Genomic DNA, 17,768 nt, shown 5'->3' on the forward strand with positions numbered 1-17,768 from the left:
GTAAATTGCTTTATTTAGATATTTAAACAATAAAATTAACCAAAAAAAGGCACATCAATTGATGTGCCTTTTTTAGTTTTCAATTTTAAGCTATTAACGCTAATACCACTCTATTTAAAGCAGTACCTTTTCAACGCCTTCATGCTCAAGTCTTTCAATAAATTGCTTTTTCCAATCATCGCCGTAAAGGTTTTTAGCAAGCTCTACAACAATATAATCCGTTTTAAGACCTGTTTCATCCTCATAACGATTTAAACCTTGCTGGCAAGCAGGACATGACGTTAGAAGCTTAACCTCACCACCAATTGATTTATCATGCCCTGTTAGTTCGTTAATACCATTCGTTAACTCAATCGATTTTCTAAAACGAAGCTGCTCAGAAATATCTGGTCTGGCTGTCGCTAAAGTCCCCGCCTCACTACAACAACGATCAGAAAAAAGCACTTCTTCAGTTTTAAGCAAATCTTTGGCTACGGTTGTACCATCCATTTTTTTCATTGGATCATGACAAGGCGCGTGATAAAGATACTTAACACCATTTGATGAGTTTACTGACATACCTTTTTCAACCAAGTATTCATGAATATCTAACAAACGACAACCAGGGAAAATAAGTTCAAACTCGTATTTTAATAATTGATCCATACAAGTACCGCAAGAAACAATGACCGTCTTTATATCCAAATAGTTAAGTGTATTGGCAACACGGTGGAATAAGGCTCGGTTTTCTGCTGTAATTTGCGCGCCTTTATCCGCCTGACCTGCTGCTGTTTGTGGATAACCACAGCATAAGTAGCCAGGAGGTAACACGGTTTGCGCTCCTGTTTCAGAAAGCATTGAAATCGTTGCTAAACCGATGTCGCTAAATAGGCGTTCTGAACCACAACCCGGAAAATAAAATACCGCTTCTGAGTCATCATCTACTTTTTTAGGATTACTAATAATCGGCACCATATTTGATTCTTCTAAACCTAATAAACCGCGCATAGTGGACTGATTAGGCCCCGTGTTTAATGGCTTACGCACAAAGTTAATCACTTGCTGCTGAACTGGAGCGATGGTTGTTGATTGTGCTGGAATATCCCCTGATTTTCCTAAAAAACCAAATGTTTTAGCGACTTTATAACCTAAAGTGATAAAGTTTGCACTCCAGCCAATCATTGCTTTTCTTAACATTTTAATGGTTAAAGGGTTTTTAGTATTTAAGAAAAATAGTGCCAACTTAACGGTAAACGATGAACGCTTTTTACCCATCTTAGTCAGAATATTTCTCATACGAATTGTGACATCACCAAAATCAATATTCACAGGACAAGGTGCTTCACAGTGATGACAAGTCGTACAATGGTCTGCAACATCATTCATGGCATCAAAGTGCTGCAATGAAATACCTCGGCGTGTTTGCTCTTCATACATAAAGGCTTCAATCATCTGGCCCGTTGCCAATATTTTATTACGTGGTGAATACAGCAAATTAGCTCGTGGAATATGTGTCTGACAAACAGGTTTACACTTACCACAACGCAAACAATCTTTAATATCATTATTCAGTGCGTCAAGTTCAAATGCCTCTAATATTATGGCTTCTTGATTCACTAAACTTAGCGATGGTGTATAGGCATTATCTAAACTTGAACCTGGTAATAATTTACCTTTATTAAAGTGGCCATTTGGATCTACTTCTTCTTTATACTTAACAAAAGCTTCAATTTTAGACTTTTCTAAATATTGAAATTTAGTTAACCCTATTCCATGCTCACCAGAAATAACCCCACCTAATCGATGAGAGATTTCCATAATACGATCCACTAAAGTTTCAGCTAAATGCACCATCTCATAATTACCCGAGTGCACAGGTATATTTGTATGAATATTACCGTCACCCGCATGCATATGTAACGCCACAAATAATCGAGTAGTACGAATATCAGTATGAATTTTATCTAGGCGTTTATGCAGTGCCTCAAAATCATGCCCTAAGAAAGTCTGAGTTAAAAACTCTTTAACCTCTTTACGGTATGACAATACGGTTTCACGACGTAAAAATAGGCTCGATAACGTATCGCCATCTCGTACATTTTCGTGAAACTCAACGGGTAACAAATCTAGGCAATCTTTTGCTGGTGAGTGCAAATGTTCTAACTTACCTAACCAACGAGCTTTAACGGTTTTAAAATGCGCAAGCGTTTCATCCACTTTGCCTCTAAAATAGTTAGAAGGCCCAGAAATATCTTCAAAATCATCAGCTTGACTAAATTCAGGAATATCCCCTTCAAAATATTCAATGTAGGCGTTAAGAATATCAATCTTATTTTTAATCGACATTTCAATATTGATTTTTTCAATTTCAATATTGTATTCATTCAGCCTGTCTAGTGGAATAACCACATCTTCATTGATTTTAAAGGCATTTGTGTGCGCTGAAATAGCCGCTGTACGAGAACGATCTAACCAAAAACGTTTACGTGCTTCGTCACTGACGGCAATAAAACCTTCTGCATTACGCTTATTAGCCAACGCTACAATTTCTGTACAAGTATTGGCAACTTCAAAACCGTTTTCACCACAAATATCTGCCAGTAATAACATTTTAGGCAATTCTTTACGGCTTGCTTTTGTATTATATTTAACCGCTTTAATATAGCGATCATCTAAATGCTCAAGGCCGGCAATTAAAATGCCTTCTTTTTTCTTAGATTCAACATAATCAAGGATTTCAACAATCGCTGGAACAGCTAAACTAAGGTCTGTACCAAAAAACTCTAAACAAACTGTACGAATATGGCTTGGCATACGGTGAACAATAAAACGGCTAGAGGTGATTAACCCATCACACCCCTCTTTTTGAATACCTGGAAGACCACTCAAAAACTTATCGGTTACATCTTTACCTAATCCAGCTTGTCTAAAACCTGAACCTGGTATCTCTAAACGTTCCGTTTCACCAATTTGAGTTTGGCCATCTTTTTCATAACGGCGAATCTCAAAAATAACGGTTTTTTGATCTTGTAACTTACCTAAATTATGGTTAATACGTTCTACTTCTAACCATTTAGCATCTGGTGTAACCATTCTCCATGAAGCTAAGTTATCTAAGGTTGTACCCCATAACACCGCTTTTTTACCACCCGCATTCATGGAGATATTTCCACCTACGGTCGAAGCATCTTGCGATGTTGGATCTACTGCAAATACATAACCAAATCGTTCGGCCTGTTCTGACACACGACGAGTAACAACCCCTGCACCAGTTCTAATGGTTGGTACCTTACCTATTAATGGTAACTCGACTTGTTCAACCAAACTCATAAATTCAAGTTTTTCGGTATTAATTACCGCCGTATTTTGATGCAATGGAATTGCACCACCGGTATAACCCGTCCCCCCACCACGTGGAATAATCGTAAGCTCTAAATCAATACAAGCTTGCACCATTTCTATGATTTCTTGCTCCGAATCAGGAGTAAGCACAACCAATGGTAACTCTACACGCCAGTCAGTCGCATCCGTAGCGTGTGAAACTCTAGCAAGGCCACCAAAATCAATGTTATCTTCTCGAGTACATTTTTTTAGGCGTTTTACAACTTGATGACGTAGCAGTACTTGCTGAGGAAACCATTCCGCAAACTCCTTAACGGCATTTGCAGTAGATTCTAAAAGTCCAGCAGCAATTTCATTACCATTAAGACGTTTTTCAACTTCTTTTAAACGGTGTCTTAGGGCTTGAATTAAGGCTTCTCTACGCTTAGGGTTTTGAATTAAATCGTCTTGAATATATGGGTTACGAGTAACGACCCACATATCGCCCAAAACCTCAAACAACATACGAGCAGAACGCCCTGTATTACGTGTTTGTCTTAAAGATTCTATGGTCGACCAACACGTTTCCCCTAAAAACCTTAACACAATCTCTTTATCTGAGAATGAGGTATAGTTGTAAGGGATTTCGCGAATACGTTTGGTCAGTTTTGGACTCATGGTATTTATTCAACTCTTAATGTTTTTGGGAAGGTAAAAATGATGGTTTTGAAATTAAAACTTGGTAAACCTTTTTTAAAAATAAGTTTTAACGCATTTTAATTTTTAAACTTTAACTAAAAAAGGCCTAATTAAAACGGCCTAATCATATACGACCTATTTAAGTAACTTAAGTACGTCGTTTTTGAGTTTTTTTCTTTTTCTTAAGCTTTGCTTTCATATCAGATTTTTCAGTTTTTGCTGATAACCTTGAACTCAATTTGTTTTTACGGCCTTCAAATGGGTTTTGTGTGACCTTATATTCAACCGTAATGGGGGTTCCCACCCATTTAAACGCTTTACGAAAGACATTCACTAAATATTTTGTATACGCTGCTGGTAACTTATCTACCTGGGTACCGTGAACAATGACTCTTGGAGGATTTAATCCACCTAAATGAGCATAACGTAATTTAACACGACGTCCTGAAATTAAAGGCGGTTGGTGATCAAGTACCGCTTGTTCTAATACACGGTTTAAATCCGAAGTTGAAACACGTTTAAACGCGGCTAAATGAACAGCATCGATGGTTTTAAACAAATCGCCAACACCAGTACCATGAAGTGCAGAAATTAGATGTTGTTTGGCATAATCTGCAAATTGAATACGAAAACTCAATTCGTTTTTAACCCAATCTTTTTGTTCCGTTGATAAATTATCCCATTTATTAACAGCAATAACTAATCCACGGCCTGATTCAATAGCCAAGCCTAGTAAAGTTAAATCTTGGTCAGTCAAACCTTCAGAACCATCGATTACCAAGATAACGACATGTGAATCAGCCATCGCTTCAATCGCTTTAACAATACTAAACTTTTCAATTTTTTCTTTAATATTTTTACGACGTCTTATTCCCGCAGTATCGATTAATGTATAAGGTTTACCATCACGTTCAAATGGAACAAATATACTATCTCGTGTTGTACCCGGTAAATCAAATGCTACAACACGTTCTTCACCAATCATGCGGTTAATTAAGGTTGATTTACCTACATTAGGCCGACCAACAACGGCAACACGAACGCCTGGATGTTCATCTAAATCAAACTCTTCTTCTTCATCTTTTTTGGGAAGCGTTGATAACACTTTTTCAATAGTGGCTGTAACGTTATCACCATGTGCAGAAGAAATCGCAAAAGGCTCACCTAAACCAAGTTGAAAAAAATCAGCCGTAGTCATTGTGTGATCGCGACCTTCAGATTTATTAACCACGACTTGCACAGGTTTATCAAACTGTCTTATATAATTGGCAATACCTTCATCTGCTGGAGTAATACCTTCACGACCATCAACCAAAAATAAAATTGCATCCGCTTCTTCCAAAGCAGCTCTAACTTGGTCGGCCATTAAAGGATCTACACCTTCAATTTCTCCACTTAAACCACCTGTATCAACAACAATATATGGTGAACTTCCGACACGACCTGTTCCGTATTGTCTGTCACGAGTTAATCCGGGATAATCGGCTACAATAGCGTCTCTTGAACGCGTTAAGCGATTAAATAGTGTGGATTTTCCAACATTTGGTCGCCCAACTAGAGCGATAACCGGTTTACTCATTTTTCTCTTTACCTAAAACAACAAAATCTGACTGTTTTAATACCAACCAGATTTGTTTTTGTTTTTAATTTTTTGTACAGACAAGAAACTTTACTTCTGTTTGTCTGCCGTATCTTTTTCTGCCGCCACTTTTGTGGCTTTATCATTTTGTTTAGCGTACTGTTCTTTAAATAGCTTTAAATCTGATGGGGTTACGTTATAGCTTGTAATCACCCCTTCATCATCCAGTAAAAAAACTTTTTTACCTTCTGAATAAACTCTTAAAATTCTGTCACCGTCACCATATTCATTACTGTGTTTTGCACGTGCAACTTCAATACCTTGCACTTTATTTAACCAGTGTAAGTATCCCCAACCATCCACAACCAAAAGGTCATTATCAGCCAAAGACAAATCACCTACTAAACGGTTTTTAAAGGCGTTTTGTTTCCACAATGTTGCACCGCTGACTAAATCGAAACTATATAAAACGTCATTTTCATCCACTAAATAAATTGCATTATCATCCACTACAAAATTTCTAAAACCTGAGACTTCTTTAACAAAATAAAAGTTTCCAGTTTCAGGGTTGATTGAAGCAAATTTACCGTGAAAACCTAATACATATAAACGACCATCTTTTAAAACTAGGTTAGATTGCACATCAACCATTCGCTCTAAGTCAGTTCGACCACTTGGTACAGCAACACGTGTTTCCCATAATAGTGATCCTGATTTAGCTGACAAGGCTTGAACAGAACCAGATTCCCAACCAATAAAAACTTTACCGTCAGAATAAATAACCTGTGGAGCACCGCGTAAAGAAAGGTTAGGCATTTGATGTTCTGCTACCCATTCAGTACTGCCATCATTTGCATTCAATGCATATAGTTTGCCGTCAACCGTTCTGGTAAAGATTTTGCCATCGGCAATTACTGCTCGGCTCATTACTTCACTTGAAAGCTGACTTTGCCATAAATATTCACCCGTTTTGCTTGAAACGGCTATAAGTTGCCCTTTAGAAGTCCCTATAAATAAACGATCACCATCTCGTGTTGGGCCAGAAACAATAGGAGAGTCAAATTTAACCTCCCAATTAACCTGGTCACTCCAACGTGAAGTGTTACTTTTCTTTAAAGAAGCAAGAAAACCTGTTTCTGTCGCAATATAAACATTTTGCTGATCTTCTGCAAAGAAGAGTCCTTTAGCATCGCGATTAGGCATTGCTTCAAGTTTAACCTGCCAATTTTTATGTAACGAGTAATCCGATTCCATAGGTGCCATATAAGGTTCAACTAGCGGTTCAGCCGTTGAACAACCACCAATAAGCCCCACACTAGACATTATCATAAGGGCAAGAGTAATACGTTTCTTCATTCTAGATTCCAACTCAATATTTATGGGTTATTTAGCTAAATCAGCTAACTGAATTTGAGCAAGACCTAGTAGGTTTTTTTCAGTTTCAGGGTTTTGTACAACGGCTGTAAAAGCGGCATAAGCATCATCAATATTATTCTTTTGTAGTGCCAACATGCCAGCAACGTAATCTTCATCACCTTTAGCTGCACCTTTTAAATCTAATTCTTTTAGCTCTACAAGCTGAGCGTCAGCTTCATCGTATTTTTTTAAATCGGTATAAATACGAGCTAAACGGATATGAGCAGTTGCTTTTAACGCTAAATCTGATGAATGAGTGGTTACCCACTTTAGATGTTCAATAGCTTCATCGGTATCACCTTTATCATAACTATAAGTCGCATATAATAATGCCGCACCAGCTGAATAAGGGCTTTTAGGTTGCTCTTGAATCAGTTTTAATGCTTCACGAGATACGTCACCAAAAGTACCTTGTTGCATGTTTGCTTGTAGTAGTTCATACATAGAAGAAGCGTTAGCCGATTCTACATATTTAGAATTTGTCCAATAACGCCAACCCGAAAAAGCCAATACAACAACTAAAATTGCTGTTAGTAACTGTGTACCGTGTTTATTCCACCAACTTTTAAATGCTTCGATTTGTTCTTCTTCAGTTTCGTAGCGACTCATTTGTTATAAACCCTTTTTAACTCGTTCTTATTAAAATTGTTATTTGGCAATATACCAAACCATTAATTAAAAATTGTACCTAAATGTTTAGTTAAATCATCCCAAGCAATAATCTGTTGTTCAGCTTCCACACGTAATGGCTTTAATGCTACCACTTGGTCATGTACTTCTTGTTCACCAATAACTATGGCGTATTTTGCACCCGATTTATCTGCTTTTTTAAACTGACTTTTAAAGCTACCTGCTCCGCAGTTCATTTGTACATTAAGTTGTGGAAACGCATCTCTTACCATTTCTGAAATTACCAGGCCTGGTCTTGAAGTTTTTTCTCCAACAGCAACAACAAAGACATCTGCTTGATGAAGTTGCGGAACAAGATCTTTATCAATAAGCAACGCAACTAAACGTTCAATTCCCATTGCGAAACCAACTGCAGGTACAGACTTTCCACCAATTTGTTCTACAAGACCATCATAACGACCACCGGCACAAACGGTACCTTGTGCACCAAGTTCGGTAGTTACCCATTCAAAAACAGTACGATTATAATAATCTAAACCTCTTACTAAGTTTGGATTAACAACATAACCAATCCCTAGGTCATCAAGATACGATTTAACCGTTTCAAAATGTTGTTTAGATTCAGCATCCAAATGGTCAATTAACTTGGGAGCGCCTTCTACGATATCTTTCATATCTGGATTTTTAGTATCGAGAATACGCAATGGGTTTGAATCTAAACGTCTTAAACTGTCTTCATCTAGCTGATCTTTATATTGCGTTAGGTAAGTAACCAATATTTCACGATATGCGGCTCTAGCTTCTTTACTACCCAGTGAGTTAATTTGTAGTTCTAAGTTTTCTAAACCCAACTTTTCCCAAAGACGCGCTGTTAAAACAATTAACTCAGCATCAATATCTGCTGTTGCTAAACCAAAAACTTCAACACCAAATTGGTGAAATTGACGGTAACGCCCTCGTTGTGGTCGTTCATAGCGGAACATTGGACCGGTATAATAAAGTTTTTGTATTTGGTTGTAGGCAAGGCCATTTTGTACAACAGCTCGCACACAACCTGCAGTACCTTCTGGACGAAGCGTTAAACTTTCTCCATTTCTGTCTTCAAAGGTATACATTTCTTTTTCAACAATATCAGTGACTTCACCAATAGAACGTGCAAACAGTTCTGTTTTTTCAACAATTGGCAAACGTATTGAGTGATAACCATATTGTTGCAGGGTATTTTCAGCGGTATTTATTAAGTGATCAAAACCAGAGGCATCTTGATCGTAAATATCATTCATGCCTCTGATTGCTGAAATCTGTTTTGCCATTATTTATAAATCTCTTGTGTCTTTAAATTATTAGTATTTATGTTTATTCTGTTGGGTTTGGAAGTGAAATTTCAGTGACTTTTTCTAGTGTTTTACCTATGTCCGTTTTTGAAAAATCAATACCAAGAGTCGATGCAATCCAAATAACTAATGCGATAAGTAAGACAATAAACAATAACTTTATCCAACCACTAATTTTAAATGGTTTACGTGTTTGAAATTTATCATGATGTATTGTTTGTAGATCTGAACCAATACTCATTCCTGCTGGAAACTGATCTTCAAATTCTTTCATATCAACATTCAGTAAAAAAGCATAATTCCTTAAATAACCACGCTCAAATGGCGTTAAGTTTTTTAAATCTAAGTCTGATGTTTCAAATTTTTCTAACTGCTTAACGGATAAATTAAGTTTTTTTGCAGCCTCAGCAAGTGCCATATTTTTCTTTTCTCTTGCTTGAACAAGAAGTTCTTGTAATGGCTGCGTTTTAATTGTTTCTTCAACAGTATCCGTCATTTCTTATCCCGCTAGATTTAAACTTTATTTAAGAGGTTGTCAGCAAATTCAACTCGATGCTGGGTTCTTCTGGTTCTATCTGAAACTTTACCAGCCAGTTGTCCACACGCGGCATCAATGTCATCTCCACGTGTTTTACGCACCGTTACATTTAACCCACCCTCTTCAAGTATGGCTCTAAATTTGTGTATCGCATTGTTTGATGAACGTTTGTAATCGGTATTTGGAAATGGGTTAAAGGGAATCAAGTTCACCTTACAAGGTAAATCGCCCAATAACTTAACGAGCTGGTGAGCATGTTCAACGCGATCATTAATCTTATCAAGCATGACATATTCAACCGTTACATGCTTTTTACTATGCCCTCCCTCTACGTATCTATGCAAACTTGGCATGAGTTGTTCAAGAGGATATTTTTGATTAATAGGAACGAGTTCATCTCTAAGAGCGTTATTGGGCGCATGAAGAGAAATTGCTAAACTTACGTCTGTTTCTTCTTTAATTTTATCAATGGCCGGTACAACACCAGCGGTACTTATTGTTACACGTCTTTTTGATAAACCATATGCAAAATCATCTACTAAAATACGTGCCACTGGAAAAGTATGGGTAACGTTTAACAACGGCTCCCCCATTCCCATAAACACCACATTTGAAATTCGTCTCTCTTCTTTTGGCTTACAACCTAGGGCTTTATTTGCCACCCACATTTGAGCAATAATTTCCCAGTTTTCTAAATTACGGTTAAAACCTTGTTGCCCTGTAGAACAAAAACTACATTCTAAGGCGCAACCAACCTGTGAAGAAATACAAAGTGTTCCACGGTTTTTTTCTGGAATAAATACTGTTTCAACTGAGTTATGGTTATCCATTTCTAGCAACCACTTAATCGTACCGTCTTCAGAAAACTGTTCCGCAACAATCTTAGGAGTTCTAACTTGAGCAACCTTGGCAAGCTTTTCTCTAAGCGCTTTACTAAGGTTTGTCATTTCCTCAAATTCACTTATCCCAAACTGGTGTATCCATTTCATGATTTGGCCAGCTCTAAATGGTTTTTCACCAATCGAAACAAAAAATGCTTCCATTGCTTGTCTATCCATACCTAATAGATCAATTTTTTGCACTGATTTTATCTCGTCGGGAGCTTGAAGAGAGGTATCGCTATGATTCATTTAATTTAACAACCATTTAGTCTCTAGGACAAATTTCATTTTCTGTAAAGAAATACGCAATCTCGCGCTCTGCGCTTTCTGGCGAATCTGAACCGTGTACAGAGTTTTCGCGTACTGATATAGCAAAATCTGAACGAATAGTTCCTTTATCTGCTTTACTTGGATCTGTTGTACCCATGATTTCACGGTTTTTAGCAATAGCATTATCGCCTTCTAAAACCTGAACAATCACTGGTGCTGAAGTCATATATTGAATTAAAGGCTCATAAAACTCTCGTCCTTTATGTTCTTCATAAAATCCTTCAACTTCGTCAAGTGTTAAGCGTTTCATTTTAGAGGCGATAACACGTAAACCATTTTCTTCAAATCGTTGTGTAATCTGTCCTATTAGGTTTCTTGAAACCGCGTCTGGTTTAATTATTGAAAATGTTTTTTGCATAACTAATGCCCTTTAATTTTTAATCGGCATATTTTACCAACAATTAACCAAAACTGCAGAAAAACAAAACCCCGGTCAATTGCCGGGGTCAGTTTTAATCTCTCGCCAGGAAAAAACTATACCGTGAAGGATTCTCCACAACCACAACTGTCTTTAACCTTTGGATTTCTAAAATCAAAGCCTTCATTTAATAAGCTCTCTTGAACGTAGTCAATTTCCATACCATCAATATTATCTAAGCTTTTAGAATCAACAACGACTTTCGTGCCAAAGCTTTCAAAAACAGAATCATCAACGTCAATTTGATCAGCATAATCCACAACATAAGCAAATCCTGCACAACCACTGACTTTAGTTGCTACACGTAAGCCAATACCGTGACCTCTTTTATCAATCATTTTTTTAACACGATTTGATGCAGATTCAGTTAATGTTACAGCCATATTCTTTCCTTATTTCATCCAAATGCAATTTCTTTGACATTAGATTGTTTTTTATCCATTACATTTTGAAGTGTAATACTTTTTAAGAAACTGTCAATTGTTGAACTTAACTCGCTCCACAATTCATGGGATAAACACTCATCACCACCATGACAGTTTTCTTTACCACCGCATTTACGGGCATCTACAGATTCATCAACAGCACGAATAATTTGGCTAATTGAAATCTCTGCGGGTGCTCGACTTAATCGATAACCACCACCAGGACCTCTAGCACTAATAACCAACTCCGCTTTTTTTAATTTAGCAAAAAGCTGCTCTAGATAAGATAGCGAGATACCTTGTCTTTCAGAGATTAAAGATAAGGTAATCGCACCTTTTTCTTGATTTAAAGCAATGTCTATCATCGCTGTAACTGCGTAACGACCTTTTGAGGTTAACTTCATAAGAATATAATCCAGTTAAATAGTATATTAGAATTCTATAATAACCTACTATTTAACTCAAGATTTATTCAGGCCATTTTACCCTATCTTAATACTTAATTAACACTTACAAAAAACTATTGCTCTTCTGTGTGTTTTTTCTTTAAATGTGCAACTTGCTCTGGATCACTCGGCTCTAGAACAACATCATCTAATTCAGGCATATTCATCTCAATAGATTCACCACCCATTTCTGAAATTGATTTTGCTAACTTCTCTATTTTTTCATCCTGCGCTTGAATATGGTCCAGCAAACTATATATGGCCTTTTCAACAGGTTCCGCCATTTCTTGCCCAACACCATAAGCATCAAAACCAATTTTTTCAGCCATTTTGGCTCTTTTGGCTTTTACAGAATCATCCTTTTGATTAACAATTCGTCCAGGAATACCAACAACCGTTTCTCCGATACCAACAGATTTGATCACCACGGCATTTGAACCCACCCTAGCACCATCTCCAATTTCAATAGGCCCTAGAACTTTTGCACCAGCACCCACAACAACCCCATCACCTAATGTAGGATGTCTTTTTCCTTTTTGCCAAGATGTTCCACCTAATGTAACACCATGATAAAGCGTACAATCATTACCAATCTCGGCGGTTTCACCAATAACGACACCCATCCCGTGGTCTATAAAAAATCGTTCTCCAATTTTGGCCGCTGGGTGAATCTCAATCCCCGTGAACCAACGAGCAAACCCAGAAATAAAACGCGCTAACCATTTTAAATTTTGCTTCCAAAACCAATGCGCTAAACGATACCAAAGTATGGCATGCAAACCAGGGTAAGTAGTTAAAACCTCAAAAGTATTTCGAGCCGCAGGATCTCGGTCAAAAACACAATTAATGTCCGATTTTAATCTTTTAAACACGGTATCTACTCTCCTGTAACCTTATCTGTATTATTAGATTGAATCATCTCTAAAAGGGCTTTTAATAAACTTTATACACATACAAAATTTTAAAAACCAACGTCTGAATTTAAATCTTTTTTATGACGACCAATCCATTCGTAAAAATATTTTTATTCTAAATCAATGCTTTTATGTCTTGCCAAAAATTTAGGGGATTGTCTCTGAGCGGCCGTTAGCACTCCTCGAAGAATATCAATTTCCTTAACATCTAACTGCGAACGATTAAATAAACGTCGCATTCGTCTCATAAAGCGTGCATTTTTTGCTGGATCTAAAAATTCTATATCTTGCAATGCTTGATATAAATGATCATAAAACCCTTCGATTTGCTCAGTACTCGCCAACTTATTTTTATACCCTTTTCTATGAACCGATTCGATTTGCGTAGCCATTAAACATTCATAGGCAAAAACTTGTACAGCCGCACCAATATTTAAAGAGCTATAAGCGGGATTGGTTGGAATATGTGCCAAATAATGACATTTATCCATCTCAGCATTGCTTAAACCAGAATCCTCTCTACCAAAGACTAATGCTACATCGCCCTCTTCGACTGTTTCTAGAGTTAGCTTTGCCGTTTCTCTTACATCAAGCTGTGGCCAAGAGACTTTACGTAATCTTGCACTGGCACCAACAACTAGTTTAGTTCCTTGTAAAGCCTCATCTAAAGTGGACACTACCTTGGCACTATCCAATACATCTGTTGCGCTAGAAGCTCGTGCAGATGCAACTTGACTAGGAAACTCCCTTGGACTAACTAACACTAACTGGCTTAACCCCATATTTTTCATGGCTCGCGCTATTCCGCCAATATTTCCAGGGTGTGACGTTTCTATTAACACTATTCTAATTTTTGCCAATCCTGGATCAAGGCGGTAGTCTTCAATCATTTTTTATTTCCGTTTATAATATTATTGAGTTTTTGTCATGAATTTCTTAATGAGAAAACCAAAATATAAGTATACAAATTAAGACAAAAATTTAGATAAACCGTACTTTCGAAAAGTGACTTAACTATGTTTATCCAAAATTCTTTAGTGTAAGGGACTCATTACATTAAAATTTATTGTTATAAAAGTGTATTCTACCCGTTCATAACAATTTAAACATTAATCACCAATAAAAAACCAAAGGCACAGCATGCATCCACTTCTAAATATTGCCACTCAAGCAGCCAGAGCAGCGGGAGGAAATATCCTTCACCATCTTGACCGAATTGACCAACTAAATGTTGAACATAAAGGTAAAAACGATTACGTAAGCGAAGTGGACAAAGAAGCCGAAAACACCATTATTCAAACGATCAAGAAATATTACCCAGACCATGAAATTCTTGCCGAAGAAAGTGGTGCTTCAAAAACTAAAGGTAAAAAATCAGATACTCGTTGGATTATTGACCCTTTAGACGGTACAACCAATTTTCTTCACCAATTTCCACAGTTCTCAGTATCGATTGCTATTGAAGTAAAAGGAAAAGTTCAACATGCTGCCATTTATGATCCTGTACGTGATGAAATGTTTACTTCGAGTCGTGGAAGCGGTGCTTTTGTTAACAATCGCCGTATTCGCGTTTCTGAACAAAAAACACTTGATAACTCTTTACTTGCTACCGGCTTTCCTTACCATGACTTTAGCTATTTAGAAGCATACATGTCGAGTTTAAAAGAGTTTATCACCACAACGTCTGGAGTACGTAGAGCAGGTTCAGCTGCGTTAGATTTAGCTTACGTGGCTTGTGGCCGTGTAGATGGTTATTGGGAGTTTAACTTAAAACCATGGGACATTGCGGCCGGCGCACTAATTGTTGCCGAAGCTGGTGGGTTATCTACCGATTTTAAAGGTGGTGATGACTTTTTAAAACATGGAAACATCTTGGCCGCTAACCCTAAGCTGTATAAAGAGATGGCGCAAACTTTAGCCAAAACAATACCTTTAGATTTACGTAAATAAATTCCTAATTTCATTTAGCAATCGCATAATCTAACGCACTCGCACCCATTTTGGGTGCAAGTACGCATAACAACTTTACCGACTAAAGTGAATCAATTCCAAAAGACATTAAAATCGCGTCTTCTTTTTCCTCTATTAAATCTTGCGTCTCTTCATCCCAAGCTTGAGAACGATAATAACCTTTTCTAACACCATCCTCTGTAAACCCTAACTGTTTATAAAGTGAATATGCTGCAAAGTTAGACTCTCTTACCTCTAAAAACACCATTTTAAAATTTCGATCTTTAAGCCCTTCTAACAACTTTAAAAAGGCTTGTTTTGCCACGCCTTTTCTTTGAAATTTTGGCGCTACACAAATATTTAAAATATGCGCTTCATCCAAAACAGGCAAAATACAACAATACCCCAACATTTGATCATCAATATCACTAAAAACGTAATTAAGGCCTTGATCTAGGCTTTTTTCAAAACCATTAAACGTCCAAGGAAAATCGTACGACTTTTGCTCAATAGCAAAAACCTGATTAAGATCAGATTCATCCATTAATCGTAAATAATTAAAAACTGAGGAGTTAGACATGATTTGGCATCGAATTAAAGAGATTTAATCAAGGGTTACCAAGATTGATGATTGAATGGTAAAAACTTTGTTTGGCATAAGGATCAGATAGCATTTGTTCAAAATCAGCGACACTAACAACTTGAACACCTTCAGCCAATTGTTCTGTAATCTCGTGATCTTCATTCATGGTTAATACCCATTCAACACCTAAATCAATCACCTCTTCCATTGTAGAAAAGATAGCATCTTCGGTGACTAAATGATCGGTATCAAAAAAGACAACGTGATTTTCATCCCAATCAAAGGCTTTCATAATATTTTGCCAAAGCTGCCAAGCCAAACTTTCTTCATTTTGCCAAACCGCTTCTAAGCCTGCACCAATAACCACAACAGATAACAAAGGCAAGCTTTCAGCTACATGAATAGGAGCGGGATTCGCTTCCTCAATAGATTGCTGACTTACTTCAGTATCACTTTCTTGTTCAACAGTATTTAATTGCTCGGTTGCAATAAACGGTTTCTGCTCTATTTCATTATGGGCTGAATTATCTTCAAGCACATCCTCTTTAGGCAACACTTCTTTTACTGGTGCTATTTCGGCGGGGGCAGAAAATGGCATTGAATTGAATTTACCAGGCCTGGTAATCCAATTTATGCCTCCTAACTGCTTAAATAACTCATCTGAAAATCTGACATTCGACATATTAAAAAATACTTACATGAGTTAGAGACGGATGCGTTGACAACATTAAACTCTTGCCTGTGGATGTTCTTTACTCACATCCGCATCAAGTTTATTTAAAGCATTTATATAAGCTTTTGCAGAAGCGGTAACAATATCCGTATCAGAACCTTGCCCATTGACGATGCGTCCCCCTTTTTCAAGTCGAACAGTCGTCTCACCCAATGAATCGGTACCATTTGTTACATTGCTAACTGAATATAACTGCAAAGAAGAGCCTGATTCAACCATAGATTCAATTGCTTTAAAAGTAGCATCCACAACACCACTACCCGTTGCTAAGGCACTTGCTTCATCACCATGAATCCAAAGCGTTACTTCAGCCTGCGGGCTTTCACCTGTTTCAGTTGACACCTTAAGAGAAATTAATCTATAAGATTCATTCTCTACACGCTGAGTATTGTTATCGGTCACTAACGATTGCAAATCTTCATCGTAAATTTCATGTTTACGATCCGCTAATTCTTTAAATCGAATAAAAGCCTCATTAAGTTCTTGCTCTGTTTCAAAATCAATTCCTAGCTCTTCTAAGCGTGTTTTAAATGCATTTCGTCCAGAATGTTTACCCATAACCATTTTATTGGTGCTCCAACCAACATCTTCGGCACGCATAATTTCATAGGTTTCACGATGTTTTAATACACCGTCTTGATGGATGCCAGATTCATGAGCAAAGGCATTTGCACCTACAATCGCTTTGTTCGGCTGAACAGCAAAACCGGTAATATTTGAAACCAATCTTGAAGCCGCTAGTATTTCTCGAGTATTAATACGAGTATCCACATCAAAAATGTCCTGACGAGTTTTTACCGCCATAACCACTTCTTCTAATGCAGTATTACCAGCACGTTCTCCTAAGCCATTAATAGTACATTCAATCTGTCTTGCACCATTTCTAACTGCGGCTAACGAGTTAGCAACCGCCAAGCCTAAATCATTATGACAATGCGCTGAGAAAATCGCTTTATCTGAATTGGGAACTCGCTCTAATATTTCTTTAAATAAACGACCAAATTGATGCGGTACGTTATAGCCTACCGTATCGGGAATATTAATAGTGGTTGCGCCAGCATCAATAACAGCTTCAATAACTCGACATAAAAAATCCACATCTGAACGACCAGCATCTTCTGGTGAAAACTCTACATTATCTGTATAGTTTCTTGCCATCTTAACCGCCCATACCGCGCGATCAACAACCTCATCAGGAGACATACGAAGTTTTTTCTCCATATGTATAGGTGAGGTTGCTATAAAGGTATGAATTCTTCCAGAATTAGCGGGTTTAATTGCTTCACCTGCGCGCCTAATGTCATTTTCTACTGCTCGAGCAAGCCCGCAAATCGTGCTATCTTTAACAACCGATGCAACCGCTTGTACCGATTCAAAATCACCTTCACTTGCCGCTGGAAAACCTGCTTCTATAACATCAACTTGAAGTTTTTCTAATTGCTTTGCAATACGAATTTTTTCTTCTTTTGTCATTGAAGCGCCTGGGCTTTGCTCTCCATCTCTAAGTGTTGTATCAAAGATAACTAAATGGTCTTTCATGCTATATTTTCCAAACAGTGTTAATTAAATTAAAGCGTTTTCACGCAATGTCC

At 37.3% G+C, this 17,768-nt stretch carries 16 protein-coding genes; 1 reads left to right on the forward strand and 15 read right to left on the reverse strand.

Going from position 1 to position 17,768, the window contains the following annotated elements:
* Positions 1-114: 114 nt before the first annotated feature.
* The 12 genes from ACYQ0E_RS09105 to ACYQ0E_RS09160 all read right to left on the reverse strand — a co-directional run bounded on the left by ACYQ0E_RS09105 (position 115) and on the right by ACYQ0E_RS09160 (position 13,800).
* Positions 115-3,978 carry a DUF3683 domain-containing protein gene (locus ACYQ0E_RS09105; protein ID WP_460187914.1) on the reverse strand — a complete coding sequence of 1,288 codons (3,864 nt, stop codon included), beginning with the start codon at positions 3,976-3,978 and terminating at the stop codon, positions 115-117.
* Positions 3,979-4,147: 169 nt separating this feature from the next.
* Positions 4,148-5,578 (reverse strand): ribosome biogenesis GTPase Der, encoded by a 1,431-nt coding sequence (gene der, locus ACYQ0E_RS09110; RefSeq protein ID WP_460187915.1) that lies wholly within the window; start codon positions 5,576-5,578, stop codon positions 4,148-4,150.
* 90 nt (positions 5,579-5,668) lie between these two features.
* A complete protein-coding gene (gene bamB, locus ACYQ0E_RS09115; RefSeq protein WP_460187916.1) occupies positions 5,669-6,934 on the reverse strand; it encodes an outer membrane protein assembly factor BamB in 1,266 nt (421 codons plus the stop codon).
* A gap of 27 nt (positions 6,935-6,961) precedes the next feature.
* Positions 6,962-7,603 (reverse strand): YfgM family protein, encoded by a 642-nt coding sequence (locus tag ACYQ0E_RS09120; RefSeq protein ID WP_460187917.1) that lies wholly within the window; start codon positions 7,601-7,603, stop codon positions 6,962-6,964.
* A 62-nt stretch (positions 7,604-7,665) separates the two neighbouring features.
* Positions 7,666-8,937, reverse strand: coding sequence for a histidine--tRNA ligase (hisS, locus tag ACYQ0E_RS09125; RefSeq protein WP_460187918.1), 1,272 nt, complete (start codon positions 8,935-8,937; stop codon positions 7,666-7,668).
* Positions 8,938-8,980: 43 nt separating this feature from the next.
* Positions 8,981-9,454 carry a helix-turn-helix domain-containing protein gene (locus ACYQ0E_RS09130; protein ID WP_460187919.1) on the reverse strand — a complete coding sequence of 158 codons (474 nt, stop codon included), beginning with the start codon at positions 9,452-9,454 and terminating at the stop codon, positions 8,981-8,983.
* A 17-nt stretch (positions 9,455-9,471) separates the two neighbouring features.
* The gene (gene rlmN, locus ACYQ0E_RS09135) at positions 9,472-10,626 is read right to left on the reverse strand and encodes a dual-specificity RNA methyltransferase RlmN (protein WP_460187920.1); all 1,155 of its coding nucleotides are present in this window, start codon (positions 10,624-10,626) and stop codon (positions 9,472-9,474) included.
* Positions 10,627-10,642: 16 nt separating this feature from the next.
* Positions 10,643-11,065 (reverse strand): nucleoside-diphosphate kinase, encoded by a 423-nt coding sequence (ndk, locus tag ACYQ0E_RS09140; protein ID WP_460187921.1) that lies wholly within the window; start codon positions 11,063-11,065, stop codon positions 10,643-10,645.
* 116 nt (positions 11,066-11,181) lie between these two features.
* Positions 11,182-11,508: a HesB/IscA family protein gene (locus tag ACYQ0E_RS09145; RefSeq protein WP_460187922.1), complete on the reverse strand. Its 327-nt coding sequence runs from the start codon at positions 11,506-11,508 to the stop codon at positions 11,182-11,184.
* A gap of 14 nt (positions 11,509-11,522) precedes the next feature.
* On the reverse strand, positions 11,523-11,954 hold the full coding sequence (locus ACYQ0E_RS09150) for an Rrf2 family transcriptional regulator (protein ID WP_460187923.1): 432 nt from the start codon (positions 11,952-11,954) through the stop codon (positions 11,523-11,525).
* Positions 11,955-12,070: 116 nt separating this feature from the next.
* Positions 12,071-12,868, reverse strand: coding sequence for a serine O-acetyltransferase (gene cysE / locus ACYQ0E_RS09155; RefSeq protein ID WP_460187924.1), 798 nt, complete (start codon positions 12,866-12,868; stop codon positions 12,071-12,073).
* A 152-nt stretch (positions 12,869-13,020) separates the two neighbouring features.
* Positions 13,021-13,800, reverse strand: a complete 780-nt coding sequence (locus tag ACYQ0E_RS09160) for an RNA methyltransferase (RefSeq protein WP_460187925.1) — start codon at positions 13,798-13,800, stop codon at positions 13,021-13,023.
* A 250-nt stretch (positions 13,801-14,050) separates the two neighbouring features.
* Between ACYQ0E_RS09160 and ACYQ0E_RS09165 the strand changes: the two genes are divergently transcribed.
* Positions 14,051-14,860 carry an inositol monophosphatase family protein gene (locus ACYQ0E_RS09165; protein WP_460187926.1) on the forward strand — a complete coding sequence of 270 codons (810 nt, stop codon included), beginning with the start codon at positions 14,051-14,053 and terminating at the stop codon, positions 14,858-14,860.
* 82 nt (positions 14,861-14,942) lie between these two features.
* Here ACYQ0E_RS09165 and rimI read toward each other — a convergent pair whose 3' ends face one another.
* The 3 genes from rimI to ACYQ0E_RS09180 are packed head-to-tail and all read right to left on the reverse strand — an operon-like array spanning position 14,943 to position 17,715.
* Positions 14,943-15,440 (reverse strand): ribosomal protein S18-alanine N-acetyltransferase, encoded by a 498-nt coding sequence (gene rimI, locus ACYQ0E_RS09170; protein WP_460187927.1) that lies wholly within the window; start codon positions 15,438-15,440, stop codon positions 14,943-14,945.
* A 28-nt stretch (positions 15,441-15,468) separates the two neighbouring features.
* On the reverse strand, positions 15,469-16,125 hold the full coding sequence (locus ACYQ0E_RS09175) for a hypothetical protein (protein ID WP_460187928.1): 657 nt from the start codon (positions 16,123-16,125) through the stop codon (positions 15,469-15,471).
* 45 nt (positions 16,126-16,170) lie between these two features.
* Entirely contained in the window at positions 16,171-17,715 is a 1,545-nt protein-coding gene (locus ACYQ0E_RS09180; protein WP_460187929.1) for a 2-isopropylmalate synthase, read from the reverse strand.
* Positions 17,716-17,768 lie beyond the last annotated feature (53 nt).

The organism is Thiomicrorhabdus hydrogeniphila, assembly GCF_054656895.1.

Coding starts and splice junctions, on each gene's coding strand:
- ACYQ0E_RS09105 (WP_460187914.1), bottom strand. CDS start 3,978: ATGAGTCCAAAACTGACCAAACGTATTCGCGAAATCCCTTACAACTAT.
- der (WP_460187915.1), bottom strand. CDS start 5,578: ATGAGTAAACCGGTTATCGCTCTAGTTGGGCGACCAAATGTTGGAAAA.
- bamB (WP_460187916.1), bottom strand. CDS start 6,934: ATGAAGAAACGTATTACTCTTGCCCTTATGATAATGTCTAGTGTGGGG.
- ACYQ0E_RS09120 (WP_460187917.1), bottom strand. CDS start 7,603: ATGAGTCGCTACGAAACTGAAGAAGAACAAATCGAAGCATTTAAAAGT.
- hisS (WP_460187918.1), bottom strand. CDS start 8,937: ATGGCAAAACAGATTTCAGCAATCAGAGGCATGAATGATATTTACGAT.
- ACYQ0E_RS09130 (WP_460187919.1), bottom strand. CDS start 9,454: ATGACGGATACTGTTGAAGAAACAATTAAAACGCAGCCATTACAAGAA.
- rlmN (WP_460187920.1), bottom strand. CDS start 10,626: ATGAATCATAGCGATACCTCTCTTCAAGCTCCCGACGAGATAAAATCA.
- ndk (WP_460187921.1), bottom strand. CDS start 11,065: ATGCAAAAAACATTTTCAATAATTAAACCAGACGCGGTTTCAAGAAAC.
- ACYQ0E_RS09145 (WP_460187922.1), bottom strand. CDS start 11,508: ATGGCTGTAACATTAACTGAATCTGCATCAAATCGTGTTAAAAAAATG.
- ACYQ0E_RS09150 (WP_460187923.1), bottom strand. CDS start 11,954: ATGAAGTTAACCTCAAAAGGTCGTTACGCAGTTACAGCGATGATAGAC.
- ACYQ0E_RS09160 (WP_460187925.1), bottom strand. CDS start 13,800: ATGATTGAAGACTACCGCCTTGATCCAGGATTGGCAAAAATTAGAATA.
- ACYQ0E_RS09165 (WP_460187926.1), top strand. CDS start 14,051: ATGCATCCACTTCTAAATATTGCCACTCAAGCAGCCAGAGCAGCGGGA.
- rimI (WP_460187927.1), bottom strand. CDS start 15,440: ATGTCTAACTCCTCAGTTTTTAATTATTTACGATTAATGGATGAATCT.
- ACYQ0E_RS09175 (WP_460187928.1), bottom strand. CDS start 16,125: ATGTCGAATGTCAGATTTTCAGATGAGTTATTTAAGCAGTTAGGAGGC.
- ACYQ0E_RS09180 (WP_460187929.1), bottom strand. CDS start 17,715: ATGAAAGACCATTTAGTTATCTTTGATACAACACTTAGAGATGGAGAG.